At 49.0% G+C, this 16,402-nt stretch carries 7 protein-coding genes and 2 pseudogenes; 2 read left to right on the top strand and 7 right to left on the bottom strand.

What is annotated here, in order from left to right:
- Positions 1 to 189 precede the first annotated feature (189 nt).
- Positions 190 to 1,095: pseudogene (locus tag FDX04_RS04490) on the top strand (tyrosine-type recombinase/integrase); the annotation flags it as partial.
- Positions 1,083 to 1,223, top strand: a pseudogene (locus FDX04_RS24630) (IS3 family transposase); the annotation flags it as partial. The pseudogenes FDX04_RS04490 and FDX04_RS24630, both read left to right, overlap by 13 nt.
- Before the next feature lie 63 nt (positions 1,224 to 1,286).
- On the opposite strand, the gene FDX04_RS04485 reads toward FDX04_RS24630, so the two are convergent.
- From FDX04_RS04485 to FDX04_RS04455, 7 genes are read right to left on the bottom strand one after another with little or no spacing between them, the layout of a single operon-like run.
- On the bottom strand, positions 1,287 to 5,333 hold the full coding sequence (locus FDX04_RS04485; protein ID WP_137370496.1) for a DUF2357 domain-containing protein: 4,047 nt from the start codon (positions 5,331 to 5,333) through the stop codon (positions 1,287 to 1,289).
- 3 nt (positions 5,334 to 5,336) lie between these two features.
- Positions 5,337 to 7,997: a chromosome partitioning protein ParA gene (locus FDX04_RS04480; protein WP_212734315.1), complete on the bottom strand. Its 2,661-nt coding sequence runs from the start codon at positions 7,995 to 7,997 to the stop codon at positions 5,337 to 5,339.
- 47 nt (positions 7,998 to 8,044) lie between these two features.
- Positions 8,045 to 10,201 carry a hypothetical protein gene (locus FDX04_RS04475; protein WP_065357653.1) on the bottom strand — a complete coding sequence of 719 codons (2,157 nt, stop codon included), beginning with the start codon at positions 10,199 to 10,201 and terminating at the stop codon, positions 8,045 to 8,047.
- A complete protein-coding gene (locus FDX04_RS04470; RefSeq protein ID WP_137370494.1) occupies positions 10,198 to 13,632 on the bottom strand; it encodes an ATP-binding protein in 3,435 nt (1,144 codons plus the stop codon). Before FDX04_RS04470 ends, FDX04_RS04475 begins: the two co-directional genes overlap by 4 nt.
- The gene (locus tag FDX04_RS04465) at positions 13,629 to 15,125 is read right to left on the bottom strand and encodes a lipopolysaccharide kinase (RefSeq protein ID WP_137370493.1); all 1,497 of its coding nucleotides are present in this window, start codon (positions 15,123 to 15,125) and stop codon (positions 13,629 to 13,631) included. Before FDX04_RS04465 ends, FDX04_RS04470 begins: the two co-directional genes overlap by 4 nt.
- Positions 15,122 to 15,850, bottom strand: a complete 729-nt coding sequence (locus FDX04_RS04460; protein WP_065357656.1) for a PP2C family serine/threonine-protein phosphatase — start codon at positions 15,848 to 15,850, stop codon at positions 15,122 to 15,124. Before FDX04_RS04460 ends, FDX04_RS04465 begins: the two co-directional genes overlap by 4 nt.
- Entirely contained in the window at positions 15,843 to 16,388 is a 546-nt protein-coding gene (locus FDX04_RS04455) for a hypothetical protein (protein WP_206063157.1), read from the bottom strand. Before FDX04_RS04455 ends, FDX04_RS04460 begins: the two co-directional genes overlap by 8 nt.
- Between the last annotated feature and the right edge of the window lie 14 nt (positions 16,389 to 16,402).

Below are 16,402 nucleotides of genomic sequence, written 5' to 3'. Positions count from 1 at the left end.
ACTGGTTCGAGTCCAGTCAGAGGAGCCAATTTCCTGCTTTCATGCGTCCTTGCGAATCATTATATGATGTTGGTTCAACAGGTTAGCGTGAAAACTCTTCCCGATGCATTTTGATTTTATCCTCCGCATCGGGAGAATTTGGTGGTCAGATTTGGGGTCAGTTTGGTTCGATTATGGAGTGACCCCCATATGTCTCTCAACGACACGAAAATCCGCAGTCTCAAGCCTTCTGAAAAATCCTTCAAAGTCTCCGATTCACACGGTCTATACCTCTTGGTCAATCCAGGCGGCTCACGTCTCTGGTATCTTAAGTATCGAATTAACGGTAAAGAATCCCGCCTTGGCTTAGGCGCTTATCCCGATGTATCCCTTTCCGACGCCCGGCAACAACGAGACGGTATCCGCAAGTTGCTGGCGCAGAACATTAACCCCGCTCAGCAACGTATAGCCGAAAGAGCCGCCCGCTCACCGGAAAAGGTCTTTAAGACAGTGGCGCTGGCGTGGCATAAAAGCAATAAAAAATGGTCGCAGAATACCGCTGACCGTCTGCTTGCCAGCATGCACAATCATATTTTTCCGGTTATCGGACATCTGTCCGTCACGGAACTTAAACCCCGTCATTTCATTGACCTGCTGAAAAGCATTGAGAAAAAAGGTCTGCTGGAAGTCGCGTCCCGCACGCGGCAGCACCTCTGTAACATCATGCGTCATGCGGTTCATCAGGGATTCATTGACAGCAACCCGGCGGCAAACCTTGACGGCGTGACAGCGCCCCCCGTTAAGCGCCACTACCCCGCCCTGCCGCTGGAACGCCTGCCGGAATTGCTGGGGCGCATTGATGGTTATCAGCAGGGACGAGGGGTAACCCGTCAAGCGGTCCTTCTGACCCTTCACCTGTTTATCCGTTCCAGTGAACTGCGTTTCGCCCGATGGAGCGAGTTTGATTTCAGGAACTGTATCTGGACCATCCCCGCTACCCGCGAAGCTCTTCCCGGTGTTCGTTATTCCGGACGCGGAGCCAAAATGCGCACGTCCCACATTGTTCCATTATCCCGGCAAGCCATCGTTATCCTGAAACAAGTATCTTCGATTACATTGAAGTGTTCTACAACTGGAGCCGACATCACAGTCATCTTGGTGGCCTCAGTCCGGAGGCCTTCGAAAAGGCCCCCATCGTGAGGACACAAACTGTCTGCGGGAACGTGGTCACTCCAGTTCTCTAAGTACACGCTATTAAGATAGATAACAACAATCAGGAACTATTTAACTTGACTCTGACCGTTTGGTTAATCGTCTGAAACAGACGAAATGCCTATCGCGCTTGCACCTGCGTCTCCCGTTAGATATATGCGTAATGCATATAAAAGGTCGGGAGTATTGAGAAAGATTTTAGGCTTTTCAATTTGCAGATTGATTCGAGACAGCAACCCGATATTGTTGTCGATCACTAATCTGGAAACGCGATCGATCAGGTCCACAAATTTTTGGGTCCGTTCATTATCTGGCGCGAAAATCATTTTTAGACCTTCATCCTCGGAACCTCTGCTTCTCAGCAATGCCAGCAGAAGCTCCAGATGCTTACCAAGAGTCGCGATTTTGTATCTCGTTCCTTCACTATCCAGCTTTTGAATATCGAACTTGAGGCAACGATATAAGCTTACGGATAAAGCCTCAAGCTTCTCTTTAGTCAATCTGTTGATCACTGTTCTGGAACGCCAAAGCACTATCGACAAAACTTCCAGGGTAATGGATCTGGTCCGGCCCTCATTATCAATGGGATCAATGACATTCTCCAACAGCACTTGTTGGTAAGACAGGTCGGCATTACCAATGGCGAAAGCAATATTCTTGTGGTATTTCCGCAACAGCTTTCTATCCTTCACTGCATCAAGAAGCCGGGAGCTAACAATTTCAGGGGCGTCCTTATGCAGACAGCACAGAAAGAAGAAAAGCTCCTCTTTAAGCGTGTCCGGCATATTTTCAGACTCAATTATTGATATGATCTTTTGCGTTCCGTCGAGTATCGCGTTTCTAAAATGGTCGGGCACATCTGGCTCGGAAAGCGAGTGACCGTGATTCCAGATGGTTAATGCGGGGAAACGGAGGCTGAAGATCCCTTTTTCAGCATACTCAATGGTTCTGGACAACTTCCGATTGAGGGTATCCTGTGCCTTCTCCTGAAGCTGTAAGGGGACGCGCTCCAAAAAGGATATCGTTGCCCCGTATGGCCCTTTTTCATTCGTAAATACATCCAGATAAACCGGGCAGCCTTTATGCAGGGAGTTTTCATCAACAGCCTCAATAAAGTGAGAACTGTGGCAAAACACACTCTGTCCCTCAACATTGACGCGACAATAGTATTTCCCGTTAGTGTCAGTACTTCCCCATTCCAGATAGCCGACTTTTCTTTTATTCAGGATGGATTGAAATTCCTGTTCATAATCAAAGGAGATCAGCTCATTCAAACCTGCAATTTTGGAGCAACACCAGTCCAGGAGGTCAGAGACGCTCTTACCATCGTCTTTCGGGAAGGACTGAAAATCGGACCAGCTTTTTCTGGCCGGGAAATCCGGAATCGGTAAGTTCGCCAGATCGGCAATCCCCCTTTCTGATGCTGAGCGCCACTCAACTCGGACAGATTTAAAACCTGCTTCCGCTGAATCCAGCGGAAGGAATTTCAGTTCGTACGGGTTATCCGCGCCATAGGTATAGGACATCTTCAGCTTGCACGTTGTGTCCTTCTTTAATGGAAAAACTGGCGACATCAGGTATGCAACAAACCGCATCTCTTTATTGCCTTCTCCCTGTTGCAGGGGAAAACGATAATGCGTTTGTCCCGCGGGAAGCGTGAACAATTCTTCCACGGGTATATCCACCGTTCTGCCACGTTGCGGCGTTACTGTCGCGTCTTTTACAAGATAAAAATCAACCTTATACCCTTTGTCACTCTGTACCTCTATCGATAGAGCTGGCAGATGATCACGCCAGAGGGTCATGTCATCCACTTCCTCATGCCATCTGTTTAAGGTCTGGCAGCCTTTAATTGGCGACCATGCGGACCCCAACCACTTATAATCCATTCGCCCATCGGGTTTCCTGAGGGTAACGTCAAGAGGCAGGATAAAGACATTCGCGCCCCGACAATTCAGGTTTGTAGAGTTCAGGCAGTTACTGATGGCGGTGTTTGACAATATGCTGAGATCTAGATCCTGAGTCAGAACCTCCCGAACAGAACCCGGAACGTGATACCAGCGTTCATCGTTGACAAAAGACACGTCTCCGGCATCGCTGGCTAAACCCTCGAACCCAAACAAATGAAGAAGGTCTTCAGATGTCTGGCAGCCATTCCCGTCAAGATTGCGGACCATGGCATTATGAATGCCGCTGTCGGGCAGATTAACCGTAGGATGTCTTTCCCAGCTAATACCTTTTGTCTCAGGCAATAGTCCCTCAAGCTCCGGTTGGTAAATTGCCTGAACCGGGGTTACTGAAATGCCACCATCAAAGGAATCAATCACCAGCACAACATCATTACCCTGGACGCTGTCCTGTACAAATTTCTTCGACGATTGCCATGCAAAGATAGCAGCGATACTTTTGGGAAGCGGAGTTGACTCATCAAAATAAAAATTGGCGCTTTTTCGTATCCCCTCCAGATCGAAATCATTCCCCCAATCAGGGATAAGATAGGTCAACTTATCTGCCTTGATATAGTCACTCAACTTTTTAATAAAAAACATCGATGCCCGGCTTTTAGTAGCCTCGGGCAGTGTTGAGTCAGGTGAAAAGAGGCTCCTCATGCTGACCGTCTGAATACCGGAATGCAGGGCGATGGATTTAGCGTAACCGCAGTCTATCTCCACTTCGCCATCAGAATGCAGGGGCCAGTACTGCTGAACCAACCTGAATGGCAGATGCGCCTGAGAGCCTGTACCGTGCGTGAACGCAGGACGAACTGAACACAGATCCGCAACGGTGCTCTCCATCCGTATCGGGTCACGTTCAGTATTCGTCGGCGCAGCGTATTCAGGCGGGGCATCCGTGACGAATGACAGTATCGCCTTCGGTATCTCGTTGAGCGCTGCAGGCTCGATTTTTAATTTTTTGTTTACACCCTGAGCTGACGCAATAACCAGATACCCCGAAACGATATGTAATAAATACTTATCCTCACCGACGTGTATCTCCCATTTATCCCCCGTCAAATTGAACGCTACAGGGATGATCCCCGCCAGACGGTCGATTTCATCAGCACATTCCCCCTTTGGGTTACTGCCAATGACAAAAGACACTTCATCTCCAGCAGTTAATGAGTTTATGTCTAATTTTTGAGATAGATTTTTTTGGTGGAAAAATAAATCCACACCCTCTTCAGACGTGATAAATCCGAATAAACTCTCTGGCTTAATGAACTTAACCTTCCCCTTTTTCTTTGCGCCATACCCGGGGAATAAATATCCCCGAACGGGGAATTCAGGCACGATAGAAAAGTTGTCGTAATCAAAGCCGACCGGTTGCTGAACTGTCCGAAAGCCACCACTCGCGTAAAGCTGGGAAAGTGTATTCCAGTAGATAACGGTGAGTAGGTCTTTATTAAGCCGTTTGCTGTCCTCGGTTATCTGAACGTCGCTGGCCTGGAGCCAGAGCCAGCCATCCCATATTTTTCGATAGCGCTTGTCCTGCAGAAGCGTATTGTTGGGCGGAAGATTTCCCCACGTACCGATTTCAGCGGCATCGTCAGTTCTTAGCCATCGCTGAAGGGAAACAAGCATGTCCTCACAGGTCTCTTCTTTTGCGGCAGATAATGCACCCTGTCTTTCTGTCAGAATGTGTTCCAGCCTGAAGAGAAAAGCTCTCAACAGTCTGTTTTCCGACGTATCAACACTGCGCCTCCGTCTGACGGCCTTCATATAAGGCTTACCGGAAAGCTTTTCTCGGAGTGTCCTGCCCGGCTGACGGCTTAGCCATTGAACACTGTTGCTGTCAACCTCTCTCGCCGCATATATCGGCAGCATGGCATGTTCGCGTATCACCTTATCCCGGGTATGCTCCATTATTGCCAGGACAGCGTCCTTCACATGTGACACCACGCGATAGATACGGTCTTTTGTCTCCTCCTCTGATGACGTATCCCGCACCGATTTCGCCACAACATCCAAGAAATCGTCGATACCGGTATGCAGGACAAGTCCGGAAACTGGGTCGAAGTTCGACACTTCCGTCAGCCAGTTGCGAACCACAAGAATTAACTGAGCATGAGCCTTTAACTCATCGGTATTATTTAGACCCCTGTAAACAGATTCAACAGAGTCAATTTTGAATGAACCCTCCATGACTTATGATTCCCTGGTCACATTACACAAATACTTGATAGCCTTTGCTTCTTTTGCATCACATTTCAGGACTGTCATTATTTCGTTTGTTGTCAGTTGCCAGAGTTCCTTTGTACTATTACTTGCATACTGGCTGATCTCAGCAGGAATAGCGCTTGCGCCTGCAGCAGAGCAATGATGAAGTCCGGCGTGATCAGATGACAGCATACTGGCACTGGCACTGGCGTTGTTACCAGTTTGACCATTCAATGACTCATCGTCTTTTAAGTAATTAGCACTGCTCCAGATGAACTGACCGTAACCAAATTCGCACGCCAGATCGAAATCTTCGATTATCGTATAGTTGTCATTCACCAGTTGAGTTCGAATTCGGTCAATACAGTCCGTTCTGGATTTACCTCGGGTTTCGATGCCGCGCAGCTTAGGCATAACCTTTTGAACAAGCTGATCTTCAAAAGCGACTTTCATGGCTTTGACCAAGCCTGCATCATCATTTTTTCTCTGGGCGTCGAGCACATCAGGATAATTTGCCATGTAGTATTCGATCGATTGCCACACCCTGTGCCCAAGCGCTCTTCCGACTTTAGAAAGAGCATCGTTCATGTCTTCAATAAAACCCTTAAAGGGCAAAATCTGATCATCGCTGAATTTACTTTCTCTGCACCACCAACTCTCCCACAGTTTGCGGGACAATAATGGCGCCTGATCGCCCAACGGAATCAACTGACGGCGTCTTTCCAGCGTAGTCGGTCGGGGAAAGTTGATGACAATTCCCCGGTCGAGGACCTTGTCTGAGAGGGATTTCGTTGTCTCATCCTGATTCATTGTGCCAGCCCAGAGCACATTACGACCGATTGGCAATTGATAGGGCTGAATTCCGGCCCCGAGCTTAACATCAAGGAAGGGGAGTTCTTTTTTCATTCCTCTGCGCAGCTCAAGCTTGCTCAGGAATTCCGCAAAATAGAGTTCGACATGGGCAAGATTCATTTCATCCATCAATATCAGATTCATGGCATCTTTAAGACCAAGAGGATAGCCTTCAGCCTGCGCCTTCTGACTTTGTGCCAGTAAACGCAGAACCGGTTGGGCATCGAACTTGTTATCGATAGAGTTGAAGAAACCCAGCATGGATTCCTGACTGTCCCAGTTGGGTTGCACGGCCAGACTCAAAAAGTTTATGCCGCCAAAATGTGAATACAGCCTTGGCAGTTCAGACTTTCCGGTTCCACTCACGCCTGCCAGAACAGTCACAGGAGACCACTCTGACGTTTTTAGTGCTGTGTGGAATGCGTGTAAAATTCGCCGCGGGAATCTCAGCCCATAATCGATGCAGGATTGACGGATGCCGTCCAGCCATTGAAGCTCTTCAACGTTTTCAGCCGCACGAGGCAGTTCTTTTTGAACGTATGGCGTTTCAATGTCCCGAATCCTTGCCTCACGGTCCTGTTCCCGTTCGTAAGAGGATCGCAAGCGTTTAAGCTCCTCCATCAATCGGTTGTTGTCGGCATCCACTGATTCAAACCGCCTCAGCAGCGATTTGTTTTTATCGGTCAGTTCCGCTACCTGCATTTCCAGATCTGACTGTGCGCGTGCTGCACTTCTGAGCCCCTCATTTTCTTCAGAGAATCGCTCACAGGCCAGCTTCAGTTCGTTCTGTTCAGACGTCAAACGATCAAAGGCGTCCCGCATCTCCTGTGTTGGGCGCGTGGCAAGATCCTCACGCAGGGTGTTGATTTCCTCTTCATAAGTTTTCAGCTTAAGTAAAACGGCGGCAGGATCTTCATCACCGAGCTTATGCTTCAGTACTTCGAAGTTTGAAATGAGGGCGCTGCTTGTTTTGAGGGATTCCCTCAAACGGGCAATTTCATCGTTAAGCACAGACTTCTCACTCTCGAAAGAGTGTTTCCGCTGAGCAACCCTGGCATCCACCTCAAGGTTCAGATCGGATTCTCTTTCCTCAAGTCGGTCTTTATTTGAGCGAAGGCGCTGTTTCTGGTACTCAAGTTCATCCCTGAGTTCATCAAGCTCCGCCTGGTTCTTAAGGAATGCCTTTCTTTTTTGTTCGAGTTCATCCTTATCCTGTTGAATAGCCGCTTCATGCGCGCTTAGCCGGTCAGCTATCTCTTTCCCCAAGTTTGCTATTCTGGAGACTCTCTCCACTGTAAGCTCTTCTTCAAGGGCCGTCAGGGCGCTGGCGCGTTTTGACTCCAGATCCTTTTCCTGTACTTTTCTGAGACTGAAGAGTTCATCATCAAGCCTGGCCCTTTCATCGGCATACCCCCTGTCCCGTTGGATTTCCGCCTTTTGAACAGCGACCTCTCTTTGCCGCAATTTTTCCTTTTCAGCTTCGAGAGTTTCCCGCTCACTTACACACTGAGCTTCCCGCTGCGCCAGTTGTTTTTTGAATGCTGCGAACTTTTCCTCAAAGAATTGCAGAGAGCCGTTTTTTGCTTGAAGCTCCATCTCCTGAAGATGAACATATTTGTCATTCAGCTCTGCTTCTTTTTGGGCCATCGCGTCTTTAGCCGCCTGTAGCGCCTGTTCCTTTTGGGCTAAAACCGTTTCTTTTTGCGTCAGAGAGTCTTCCCGTTCCATCAGTTCCTGCAGTTTATTCAGGAACTCACTCTCCGTTACGTTGATTGTGTTACCCGTCAGATCTGCCATCTCATTATCCGCAGTAAACTGAACGCTATTATTTTTTTTAGAGTCCACTAAAATTCTTCCATAATTATTTTGATGAGTTTGAATACGTTCATTTTTAATGACGCCAGGTATTCCCTTGAATAGTCAAAATTCTGTTGATTACCGTGCCCACGCAGTTTGATTAAACTGGCGATAAGCTCGAAACAATCCGGAAAAGACCTTTTGAGTGCGACCCTTTCGCTTTCTGATGCCAATAAACAAAGCGCAAGAAGTTGAGCACCAAGAGTTGTGCTTGAACCTTGCACAGCACGAGAGAGTCGACTGCAGTTTACCGTACTGATTTGCACTGGTATGGCATCAGGTGCGGGATAAAAACCGGATTGAACGATTTTTTCAATCGCCTCATCCCTCAGGTTTGTTCGGTTTTTGAAGGGGGTTATCCGGTCCTTAGCGGCTTCAAATAACGACAGTTGCATAATGGACGCCAGTAAATTTATGTAGCGCTGTTGCTGTTCATTATCCAGAGTCGTCATCTGGTTTAAGATCGTCACTTTGACCAGTTCTTCCCGCAACGACGGAGAAACCGCGTGGACGAAACCCAGCCCCAATGACCTGTCCAGTTCGATCCTGGCCTTCAGTCTGACCTGATCAATATCGTTTTTCTGCCGTGATTTGGTTGTATCAGCATCCCGCGTGATATCCGGTATCAGTAATTGAATAAGCCGAACGGTTCTCCTGCAATAGCCCTGAAGAGTTTCCTTTGAGAGCTGCACACCCATTGCGTTTCCATGGGAAACAGGATCCCTGACGTCTTTCAGCGCGTGAATAAAAGAGAGACATCCTGCATCTTCAATGGCCAGACGATTAAGTGGATGGCTGGGATCATTGATCGCCCCGGCGATTGCCATAGCCAGTAGCGGCTGCATCTCGGAAGCACCATGGTCAACGTCTCTGATTTTGCCGGGTTTAACCTGAAGCAGGCCCTTCACACTCTCTGAAACATCAAACCCAATCCGGGTGGCAAACGAGCGCAGTATCTTGTCATTTTCCCTGTAGGACTGTGACGAGAATAATCGCTCCCAGTGCGTCACTGGGTTATCCGAAACAACAAACCGCAACGCCCATTCTATGGCTTCATACAGGGCGACGACCGCCAGGCCGGTCAGACGGGTGAATTCCTGCTCATCATTGGATGAATCAATCCTGATTTTTTCAGCGTCTGACAGATACGCTTGTGCGCGCCGAAGTGGGCGCGCTATCCGCGGATATTGCTTCAACTCATCCGCCGCTAAAGAGTCTTTTTCAGCCTCTTCATTGCGTTGGTCGGGGTTCAGCGTGTCGACAACCCCTTTATTCTTCAGGTCGATGACCCACTGCCAGTTCTGAGACATCAGGTAACTGGCAAAGCTCTCAGAGAATCCGAAGCCGCATCCATCCGTCACCAGAATGTCAGAATTGCCTGTCTGGATAAGGGCGTGGCAATGCAGGTAAACCAGTTCCGGATTCGCCTGTAAGGATATGGCTTCAGCCACAGGGATCGGAGGCGGGTACTGCTCGACGCCCTGGTTCAACAGCGCCTGCCGCTTATATTTCCTCTTAAATTCCCTGATAGCTCTGATGATGTCGTTGGCGTCAGGAACGGTTTTCCAGAAAGCGTCGTTTGCTGGACGTATCTGAATCGCCCGAATGTATTTATCATCAGTGGGGGTGATGAAAAAATTCACATAGTGTTCAAACTCCCCCTTTTTCTGAAGATTCTCTTTTGAGTAAAGGGTCTCTATTTTTTTGTAGCTCAGTTGTTTCGTACTGACATAAGGTAGAAGCTTTCCGTACAGCAGATCCACAAACACCGTGGCCACGGTGTATTCCAGATCTCCGTCGGATTTATTCTGCCACTCGTTCAAAAGCGCCTGTCCTTGCTCAGACAACTCATAGCGATCATTCAAAAGACCGAGCTGGTTGAGGCGACTCTGAATAAAAGCCACCAGCTCCTTCTCCAGACACGTGAGCTGCGCAATCATTTCTGTGTCGCCGGATTCAATCTCTGTGATCTTCAGAACAGTTTCTTCAAATACATTGAGACCGCTCTTTTTCTTTTGCGGAAGTGAGATGTTGAAGGCATGACATGGCCACAGAACACTTTGTCTGGCGGCGATGTTCAATCCATCCAGTGCGGTGCGGAAACTGATGACTTTAGGACGATGATCTTTGGGTTTTGCACTCACAGGATCACCCCCTTTTCATGGCACAAATCATAGAAGTTTTTCAGGGCCGGAACGGCATCCTCTGCTATCTGGGTGTTCGCAAACACGCCGTCTCCCACTATGGCAAGGACCTTCTTCTGGCGACTCATACTCACACAGAGGCGGTTTTCCGACATGAGATGCCCGAAGAGTTTTTGCTGTTTCTTTTTGTCATCCTCCTCGTTGCGTATATGAGGCGGTAAGGCGTTCATATCCTGAGACCTCACCATGGAAAGAAACACAATATCGAATTCCATCCCCTGAAAGGCATCAACGGTGCCGATGCGGAGCCGCTCTTCACCATTGTCGAGAAAGCGGTATTCCTGACATATCTGCCATGCACCATCCTGTGCCCGTTCCGTGATACCGTATTTTTGCAGGGCTTTATAAACAGCAAATACCTGGGCTTTATAAAAACTGATGACACCAAAGCTAAGGCCGGGTTGCCTGTCATCATGGGTTAACGTCTTCATATAATCTGCAGTGGACTCATCTGACTTAATCCAGTCACTTAGTCTCTTGGCGATAATTTTAGCTTCAGCCTCTCTTTCACGACTGCCACTCTCAAGACGCTGCTCTTTTCCAGCCTCATTGGGCACATGGATCCAGACGGCGGCGCTATCTTCGATGCCGTTTAACTTCTGGGTAAAATATTTAGCGCCTAAAGGAGAACGATAACCTTCATTGTATCGATCATAAAAGTTGCGGCTTGCAAACTCCCCCAACAACGGGTGTGTCCGGTACTGCGCATCCAGTGTTACCGTTCGCTTGATGCCGTCCTTCTCCTCCAGTTTTTTCAGGCGGTTGAACAGATACTCAAACATGCTTTTCTTCACAAAATCGACATCAGCCGGCGGACCTGATCGATCGTCACCTTCGAGAGCTCTGGCGACCTCCTGGTCAATCAGGTGAGGCAACTGCCTGTGGTCCCCGACAAGAATTATCCTTTTTACCGCCTGGGACATCGGGATAAGCAGATCTCGCGGACTGGTTCTCGCGGCCTCATCAATGATCACCGTATCGTACTTAACCATTTCCGTTCGCTGATCATATTGGACGTTTTTATTCTTTGACCGGATGATGTCTTTTCCGACAGCCTGTTGCGTGGTGGCCGCATACACAAAGTTGTAGTCCTCTATGGCCTCACGTACGCCATCAGGATTGTTTTCAAGCTCATGTAAAAACTCAGCCAGTATTGCATCACGTTTACGGGTTGAACTGAGTTCTTTCTCCAGATGCTGAGATACCGTTGTCACCAGTCTCAACACATCCTCTCTTGGTTTTTCTGTCCTGAAATCAGGCGAGGGCAGATATTGATAGAGCAGTGATGCTTTCAGTTCTCTGAGTTCTGGAAGGAAATTCAGCGGCTTACCGCTGCGCCAGCGAGCCGCTTTTTCAAGAACACGTAAATCCGGATTAGCCGGTCCGCCTTCTATCTTGTCCAGTAAATCAACCGCTCTTACCGCACCGTCGTCAACAAAGGCGGCTTCACTGACACGCAGAGCCCTCACGAGCCGCAAGGTGGAAGGATCGTCTGACGTGGGCTCCGTATGCAGGGAATTGATGATTTCTTCAGCCTCACGGGTGATATCTTCAGAAATCACGTCTCTGGGCAAATCCAGAATACGCTTTATTAAACTGGCGGTGTTGTTCTTTGAGGGGCACAGTGAATAGGTGACAAACTGCTCTGTCAGTCTGACCTGATGCTCCGTCTGAACCATTTGAGGGTTTTTGGTTCGAATCTTTCCGGCGACAGTGGCGCACCATTTGTTCAGTTTTTCAGTAACGGCATCTGTCGTAAATTCTGAGCCACCAGACCGGGTGCCGAACTTCACTGCCGGAAGCGCATTCACACTCAGCCTTGCCACAATATTCTCAACGGCATCATGCTGAAAACCGGAGACAAGTATCTGACCTCTTATCGAGCGGGTTTTGTCATATTCCTCATTGAGCCGTTCAAGAATGGCTGTCACAACCGTTGTTTTCCCTGTTCCCGGAGGCCCCTGAACAAGCGCAATATCTGGGGTGTTCAGTGCGACATCGATGGCCTCTGTCTGTTTAGGCGTTGGCTCATGCCTGAAAATTTTCTCTTTCACAAAAGACGTCAAAGGTTTCAGTTTGGTGACACGCTGTATGTCCGGGAGTATACCGCCTTCTTCAATAAGCAGGCCGAGAAGCGGATTTGCGCAGCGTCCTTCCAGAATGGCTGAACGTGCCCGCATTCGTCTTTCAATCTGAATCTTGTCGCCATTGATGGACAGGATCAAAAACATCTGACCGGACGGAATTGACGGCAGATCCAGTTCAATACTGGTCTTTGAAATAGTCAGGATCGGGGCATAAACAGAAACGGATATTTCAGCATCGTTTTTTTTTCGATCCCGTTTGGCGGCAAATTCTTCTTCCAGAGCCTTGCTGTAAGCTTCCCAGGTAAGATCCGGAGTTCTGAGGTATAAAGGTTCCTCGGAGGTGATCTCTATCTCATCGCCTTCGGTAAGTTGTTCCGGAACAGACGACACAAAGAACTTAACTCCTTTTGTTGTCTGTTCAGTGCCATGATAATCCACCCTGCCAACAGCTTTTGCCCTGGCCAGCAGCATTTCACCTTCAATTGCGCCGTATTCGTCCCACTGTTTCAGGTAACTCCCGGTTTCCCTGGAAAGCTGACTCATCGCGCCGGCGGCTAAAGCACGGATGCGTCCCGTCTTCGTGTAATCAGTAAACCGGACCTTCCCCCTTGCCAGACGTAATGATCCTTCCTTCTTATGATCGTCTCTAAAGATCGCTTTGGTCGCAAAATAGATATCCCTGAACGTCTCGACATTGCGCCTTTCAACCGGAATACGCACCCTCTCACCATAGACAGAAAATTCCCTGTATTTTTCCTGTACAACGCCCTGGGGATCAGGTGAGCCTCCCTCTTCAGACATATCCGCTTCAAAGTCAGCCCAGGCGGATGGTCCACTCATTAGCAGAAAGAAATCGTCGCCACCAACGATGATGTTACATTTTTCGTTTAATACGCCCCCCAACTCTTCAGCGCCATTGAAGCGAATGCCATTTCTTTTCGCCGTAAACTCTATGCGCTCATCAATGCCGATCTCCACATCACCAATTTCAACAATTTCACCGTTAAAAAAGACAATTTTCACCAGCACACTGCGATCCTGGGCAACCAGCATGACTTCGGCAAGGTGCGCACAGCCTCTTTTTAAGTGAAAATTCAGATCGTTTCCGGCCGGAGTATCCCGAAGCACCATGCTCCACTGCTGGCCATCGATTCTTAATCTGTATGCCTGGTCATTTTGGTGAGGGGCAATAGAGCCCACCCCCGTGGTTGGCGTCTCTTCGTACAGCGCCGGCGTCATCCATAATTCAAAAGTGATTTCAGCATTTATGTCTTTGAGTTTCATTTGTCACTTCCGCTGATCATGCATTTAACCAACCGGGGACTATTCATGTTTGTGAACATCCAAAACGGAACATCCGGGGTTGCACGGTCTATTTTCATCTGTGAATAAACTGTCTGAAAACCACGTTGCGGATGGCTGTCAGCAGCAACAGAGACATCAGCTTTAGCATGATCTGACTTTTTAATCAGAATGCCCTCATCGCCTGAAGAGATGAGCACCTCTGCTGTATCAGAATCAAGCATGAGAAACTCATCAAAGACGCGTCTCGGTACTGTCAGCTCTGACCCCGGCGGGATCTCGCGGACATAGCGCCAGCAGGGAAGTTCCAGGGGGGTATCACTGCCCTTCCATCGATAAGACTCCAGAATGAGCACCTGCGGCCTCGGCGTTGTACAGTAAGGGCAATGGTGCGCCTCTGTTTCCGGGTGAATAAAATCATAGTAATAATGCATCGAGCACCCCGGGCATGTGACGGTCATATCCGCGGCCTGGGCGAGAGCTTCAGGCCAGTGATAGATTGTCGGCCGCAGCAAAGGAGATGTCCTTCCCGGACCGAATGTGCTCTCAAACAAGGCCGTCAGTTTCGCGGTGAGGAGAAGGGATCTGGGCAGACCGCTGTCGGAAGAGTTGGCATCATCATTTTGGTCATCAACCCAGGGGAGCAATCCAGCGTAAGCCTTATCTTCTACATCCCCGTCATCATTTTCTTCATCAGCCCAGTCGCCTTCATCTGTTCCATCCACTTTTTTTCCAACAAACGGGTGAATCAGCGAAAGAAGGTAAAACGCCACCACCGCAAACGCATGACAATCGCTTGACGGTCTTCCACCATCAGTGCCCTGAACCAGCTCCGGGGCGCCGTATTTTGGTGTGTAAACAACGCTTCCCCCTGCCAAAATTTCAAATCGAATATTGTCGGCATCAATCAGCCAGACGGAGGTATCATTCATGCCTTCTGAAATAAAGATATTGTTGGGCGAGATATCACCGTAGACCATGCCGTTACCATGGAGACGTGCCAGTAATGATGCACACTTGTAGAGCGCATGAAGTCTGCGCCTTAGCCCGCCCGTTTTGCAGTAATGAACAATCTTTTTAGCTTCGTTCTCCGGCATGGCAGAAAGCCATGCCGGGATCTGGTCAGGCCCCATTTTTTCTGCGGTCTGACCATCAAGCCAGAAATGGCTGAACGGGACCATTTCACTCAACAGTTGCATCACATAACCGGCCTTGTTCTGAAGCAGCGCTGCCGGTACGGATATATTCAGGTTTTCCGGCAGAGGCAAGAGCCGGACGCGCTTAAAGCGTTTCGAACACCGTTCCACCGAGACGTCATCGGTGACAGGGTTTCCGCTCTCATCGGTCACCAGTTTGATCGCCAGATCAGGATCCCGGGTACGGAAAACAACACCCTGGCCCCCCTGACCGAGCACCTTGTCCTGAATGTGCACATTCTGATATTCATCCACATACCTGTTGAACCATTCACTCACCGGGTGCCTCCTTGCTTAAACAGACAGGCAATCGTCTTATCATCGGAGTGTCCTGGAACCGGCCATTCACTGAGCCAACGCCGAAGATCCCGCTTTCTTTCCTCAGGCTTGACGTTTGAATACGTGGAGCAGAGCTCCTGTGCAAAAATCATCTGTTTTTCGGGTAACAGGTCATCGGATATCCCATCCGTACATAACACAACGGCATGGCACGCCGCGCTTGCAATCGTCGCGGTTTCCCATTGTTCGGGCCTAAACGCCTGTTGAAGACTGTTTGTGTAGTTTGAGAAGGAATCGTGTCGGGTATCACTGAGGATAAGGTGGTGTTCGTCAGTTTCGCCAAGGACAGCAATCATGCCGTCGCCCAGACGACCCAGAGTGATAGTTCCTTCTGTCTGGATGACGAAAAGACAGGTGGCCGAACACTCTGTTGAAGCGTACGGCGCTATCTTCATAAGCCAGTTGGCATGAATGAGTCTGAGAACATCACCGATAGAGGCCGCAGGGGTATTCTGATAGTCCCTGGCTGCCTCAAAGACAGCTAGACAGGCGGCTTTTGACCCGCGATCTGAATGTGCCTTGCTGCCCAGTCCGTCCGATACAACGACGACATTTCCCCATTTATACCGGCGCGCCCTCCAGGAATCCTGATTGGGTATTCCCGCTTTAACATGAAGGGGGCCGATTACTGAGGCCCCCCAGCTGTTCCAGAGTGGATCACGCATCCCAGTCCTCCTCAGGCTCAACTGTTTCAGCGGGTGCGGAGTGCTGTATCTGGGCTGCGGATACCGGAGCGGTCACCGGCTCATCAGAGCCAAAGAGAGTGCTGTTCATCGCTGAAGCGATATTCTCCGGAAGGTAAACGGTGTTGTTTGTAGACAGTTTCCGCAACTTCAACAGGTCAGCATCAGCGCCGACTGCAACAGTCCGGATAATGAAGTCGGGGAAGGTGCAAAGCTGGTTTTGAAAGTTGATGGTATCTGAACTGGGGAAATTGCCATCAGACAGAATGAGAACTCTTGCCACCCCGCTCTTATAAACATGTTGGAATAAAAAATCAGAGAGCTCAGCAAGGCTCGAGGAGCCTTTTGCGGTTAAGGATGGAATATCCCCATCGCTTTGCAGCGTGACCTCGGAAATATCCTGATGCCACTGATATAAACGGATGACGAAATCCGTACATTTTTCCTGAGCCAGGCCAGGCATTTGAATTGCATAACGGGCTAAATTCCGTTGAAGATGAATTTTCCCCATTTCATCCATGCTTCCTGAAGTAT

Origin of the sequence: Citrobacter sp. wls615, assembly GCF_005281355.1 — a bacterium.
GTDB lineage: Bacteria > Pseudomonadota > Gammaproteobacteria > Enterobacterales > Enterobacteriaceae > Citrobacter > Citrobacter werkmanii.
The sequence above is the reverse complement of the archived record's forward strand: the minus strand, read 5'-3'. Positions and strand labels throughout refer to the sequence as shown.

Bases quoted from the DNA above. Each gene is read 5' to 3' on its own strand.
- FDX04_RS04485 (WP_137370496.1), bottom strand. From the start codon at position 5,333: ATGGAGGGTTCATTCAAAATTGACTCTGTTGAATCTGTTTACAGGGGT.
- FDX04_RS04480 (WP_212734315.1), bottom strand. From the start codon at position 7,997: ATGGCAGATCTGACGGGTAACACAATCAACGTAACGGAGAGTGAGTTC.
- FDX04_RS04470 (WP_137370494.1), bottom strand. From the start codon at position 13,632: ATGAAACTCAAAGACATAAATGCTGAAATCACTTTTGAATTATGGATG.
- FDX04_RS04460 (WP_065357656.1), bottom strand. From the start codon at position 15,850: ATGCGTGATCCACTCTGGAACAGCTGGGGGGCCTCAGTAATCGGCCCC.
- FDX04_RS04455 (WP_206063157.1), bottom strand. From the start codon at position 16,388: ATGGATGAAATGGGGAAAATTCATCTTCAACGGAATTTAGCCCGTTAT.